We start from the raw sequence: 4,036 nt of genomic DNA on the forward strand, positions 1-4,036 counted from the left end.
TCTAAAGCTCGAGAAAAATGCTGTGCTGTATGTCAAGAAGAGATTGGTTGAGAAGTGCTTCTTTAGCGGGTGGAGCTGCTTTACTTACCGGTACCGGTGCATTCAGTACGCTGTCAGCGGAAGAAATCCGCAAATTCAATCCACGTCCATTGGATAATCCCATCAGGTTGGGATCAAATGAAAACCCATATGCACCTTCCCAAAAAGTCAGAAAGGCAATGCAGGATGCTTTTGACCTAGGGTGTAGATATCCTTGGGCCTATAATGCACCTTTGGTAGAAATGATCGCAAAGAAAGAAGGAGTAACTCCCGATCATATCGTCTTGGTAGCAGGATCAACAGAAGGCCTAAAAATCACAGGTATTACCTATGCTGGAAAAGGCGACGAAATCATTTCTGGATTGCCTACTTTTTTGTCTTTGATGACCTATGCAGAGACTTGGGGAGCAGATATCAACTGGGTTCCTTTGGATAAAGACATGAACTATGATTTGAAGGAAATTGAGAAAAGAGTCTCCCCAAAAACCAAACTTGTTTTCTTATGTAACCCCAATAATCCCACAGGAAAATTGCTCCCTGCCAATGAAGTCTTGGAATTCTGCGAAACAGTGAGCAAAAAGACAATGGTATTTAGTGATGAGGCCTATTGCGATTATATAGAAGACCCGAATTATCCTTCTATGGTCAAATTGGTGAAAGAGGGGAAAAATATAATTGTTTCCAAAACCCTTTCTAAAGTGTACGGTCTTGCAGGCATCAGGCTTGGATATCTGGTCGCACGACCTGATATCGCCAAAAAACTTTCTGAAAGGGTTGTTGCCAATACCAACATCATGGCCATTGAGGCCGGAAAAGCAGCACTCCAAGAAACCGAATTTTATCAATTCAGCCTCCAAAAAAATCTTGAAGCCCGGAAAATGATCGAAACTACCTTGGATGAATTGAAATTACCATATCTGCCTTCACAGGCAAATTTTGTTTTCTTTCATGCTAATCAAGATGCCAAGGAACTTGCAAAAACAATGCTTGCCAAAGGTGTTATTGTAGGAAGACCTTTTCCTCCTTTTAATGATTGGTGTAGGATAAGTACCGGGACAATCGAAGAGGTTGCTTATTTTAATAAAGTCCTAAAAGAAACATTGGGTTAAATTGGGATAGAAATTGTCAGATGATAGATTTTAACCTTAGGCTTGAAAATAATTTTGTTTTACTAAGACCATTAGAGAAGACAGACCTTCCCCATTTGCTGGTTTTATCTTCCAATCCTGAAATGTGGCGATTTTTCACACATGATTTATCTACAAAGGAAGGTTTGTCTGATTGGGCTATTCCGGCATTCGAAAAACAAAGGCTTCAGTTTGTAATCATCGAAAAATCAACCGGAGCTATGGTAGGCTCCTCAGCTTTTGGAAATATTTCGGAAAGAGATAGCAGATTGGAAATAGGTTGGACTTGGCTTGGTTTGGATTACCAAGGAAAGGGCATCAATGCCCAAGTCAAAAGGCTGATGCTGACCTATTGTTTTGAATCTTTGGGTTTAGAAAGGGTTGAATTTAAGACTGATGTATTGAATGTCCAGGCCAGAAAGGGACTTAAAAACATCAATGCCATTGAGGAAGGAGTATTGAGAAGCCACACTTTAATGACACGTGGAAGAAGAAGGGATACGATATATTTCAGTATTTTGAAGCAGGAATGGGAGTATGTCAAAAGAGAAAATGATTGGTAATAGCTTCCTGATTTTAGGGTACAGTTTTTGCTAAATTTTAAATACCTCAACCTATAAAATCCATGATTACCAAAAAGTATTTGATTCCAACTCTTCTAATTTCAGCTTTATTAATTTTCGGAATTTCAGCCTGCACCATCACTGATACCGGAGAGGATCCATTTGGTGAGTTCAGTAATTTTACTTTGGGAGGCGAAAGAATTGAATTTAAGTCAGCCAAACTCACTATCACGGGGCCGGTCAATATTTCCAGTCCAAGTTCCCATGTTTGGGCAAAACTTGATCTTTCTACGGATGAAAAATTTGCACGACCTTTTATTGCCAATTCTGCGGTTATGTCGATTGGGATCCAATCAGTTTCTAACGGAAAAACCTTGCCGGACTTTCCCCTTCAAAGTGGTGAATATACAGTCTATCCTCCGACAGGGATTACTGATGCTACAATAATCCCAAGCTTGGAAGGCAAAAATTTCTCTAATGGACCATCCATCGGACTCAACTATTTTCAAGATGAATTGACATTTGAGAGCGTGCATGATGCTTTGGAAGGCAAAATCACCATCCAATTTGACTTTGAAAAAAATATGGTAAAAATAACCCACGATTGGGTAACCAAAGAAGGGGTGAAGGCTACCGGAACCAATAACCTTCCCCTTAATCTTTCATCTTTTAATCCTTGATCAAACTGTTGGCAATTTCCATCCGTTGTGATAATTGGCTTTCATCAATGAATTTGCTTCAGGATCAGTAAATTGACCTCTGTTAGCATCCCAATATACTTTTTTGCCGGTTTTGTAAGCGATATTTCCCATTTGTGCGTTGATGGCGGCAATACTTCCAGTCTCAATACCACAGGTCAATTTTGAAGCATCGTTATTGATGATAGAACTGACAAAGCCTTGCGCGTGGAGTTCAAGTGGATTTCCATTAGGTTTGATGAGTTGGATCTCTTCCACTTTATTTACTCTTTTACCTTCTTTGTTTTCTGTCTCAGGGATTACCTTCCATCCTCCTCTGTTGACTACCAAAGTAGCATTGTTTCCAATGAAAGCAATCCCTTCTGTAGTACCATAATTTCCTCCATCAATTCCGGTAGCATGTTCCCAAAGCATATTAAATCCATCATATTCATAGACGGTCTGCAAGGTATCAGGAGTCTCTGAAGCATCGTCAGGATAGGCAAATTTTCCACCTGAGGCCATGACAGATTTTGGTGCTGTAACTCCCATGGCAAACAAGGCAATATCTATCTCATGAACACCCCAATCTGTCATCAATCCACCAGCATAATCCCAAAACCATCTGAAATTAAAATGGAAACGGTTTTCATTAAAAGGCCGCTTTGGGGCAGGCCCAAGCCACATGTCATAATCAACGCCCTGAGGAACAGGTGTATCAGGCAAGACAGGAACCGGTTTCATCCATCCTTGATAAGCCCAGGTCTTTACAAGTCTGATCTGACCAAGTTTCCCTGATTTTACATAAGCTATAGCCTCGGCATATTGAGAACCACTTCGCTGCCATTGACCTACCTGCACCATTTTTCCATAACGCTGCTTGGCCTTTACCATGAGGTTACATTCTTCAATAGTGTTCGCTATCGGCTTTTCGACATAGACATGTTTTCCAGCTGAAAGGCTATCTATCATAGTCAAACAATGCCAATGGTCAGGAGTACCGATGATGACAGCATCAATGTCCTTGTTTTCGAGCATTTTGCGATAATCCTTATAAACCTGAGGTTTTTTTCCCCTAAGCTTGTTCACATCCTCTGACCTTTGGTCAAGTACGCTTTGATCAATGTCAGCTATAGCCACACAGTTGACATTGGGCATTTTGAGATGGGCGTTCATATTGGACCAGCCCATTCCTTTACATCCTATCACTGCAAAATTCAGCTGATCGGAAGGGGCAATTTTCTTGTTGAGGGCTGATAATGAGTCAGCGTGTATCATGCCGGGCATACTTAATCCTGCGGAAAGCAAAAGGCCATTTTGGATGAATTTTCTTCTTGAATTCATAATGTTCCAGTTATTTTATTTTTAAGGTTTTTTTTGTTTGAAAGAAAGTTCAGAATGCGAAATTAAATTTCAGAATTTCCACATATTCTTTTAAATATATATGATATACTGAGGAAGGGAAAGCCGATGGTATAAAAGTGTATAAATTTGCTTATTGAAAGTCAATTGAATATGACGAGACAATACTACCATCTTTTGTTATTTATTAAAAAACGTTTTGATTTTTACTTATACCAAATCTAAATTTCTCAAAATACAAGTATTCAGGAACCTTATCTTTCCAAAT

Annotated in this window: 4 protein-coding genes; 3 read left to right on the forward strand and 1 reads right to left on the reverse strand. The window is 39.6% G+C overall.

Annotated elements, in window-relative coordinates:
• Nucleotides 1-29: 29 nt before the first annotated feature.
• From ACZFYI_RS16670 to ACZFYI_RS16680, 3 genes are all read left to right on the forward strand, one after another.
• On the forward strand, nt 30-1,148 hold the full coding sequence (locus tag ACZFYI_RS16670) for a pyridoxal phosphate-dependent aminotransferase (protein ID WP_462525258.1): 1,119 nt from the start codon (nt 30-32) through the stop codon (nt 1,146-1,148).
• A 20-nt stretch (nt 1,149-1,168) separates the two neighbouring features.
• On the forward strand, nt 1,169-1,729 hold the full coding sequence (locus ACZFYI_RS16675; protein ID WP_462525259.1) for a GNAT family N-acetyltransferase: 561 nt from the start codon (nt 1,169-1,171) through the stop codon (nt 1,727-1,729).
• Between the two features lie 62 nt (nt 1,730-1,791).
• Entirely contained in the window at nt 1,792-2,409 is a 618-nt protein-coding gene (locus ACZFYI_RS16680; RefSeq protein ID WP_462525260.1) for a hypothetical protein, read from the forward strand.
• Here ACZFYI_RS16680 and ACZFYI_RS16685 read toward each other — a convergent pair whose 3' ends face one another.
• Nucleotides 2,410-3,750, reverse strand: coding sequence for a Gfo/Idh/MocA family protein (locus tag ACZFYI_RS16685; RefSeq protein ID WP_462525261.1), 1,341 nt, complete (start codon nt 3,748-3,750; stop codon nt 2,410-2,412).
• Nucleotides 3,751-4,036 lie beyond the last annotated feature (286 nt).

It is taken from the genome of Aquiflexum sp., assembly GCF_977115555.1.

What these genes read in the sequence shown, in the direction of transcription:
- ACZFYI_RS16680 (WP_462525260.1), top strand. Translation starts at nt 1,792, where the DNA reads ATGATTACCAAAAAGTATTTGATTCCAACTCTTCTAATTTCAGCTTTA.
- ACZFYI_RS16685 (WP_462525261.1), bottom strand. Translation starts at nt 3,750, where the DNA reads ATGAATTCAAGAAGAAAATTCATCCAAAATGGCCTTTTGCTTTCCGCA.
- ACZFYI_RS16670 (WP_462525258.1), top strand. Translation starts at nt 30, where the DNA reads ATGTCAAGAAGAGATTGGTTGAGAAGTGCTTCTTTAGCGGGTGGAGCT.
- ACZFYI_RS16675 (WP_462525259.1), top strand. Translation starts at nt 1,169, where the DNA reads ATGATAGATTTTAACCTTAGGCTTGAAAATAATTTTGTTTTACTAAGA.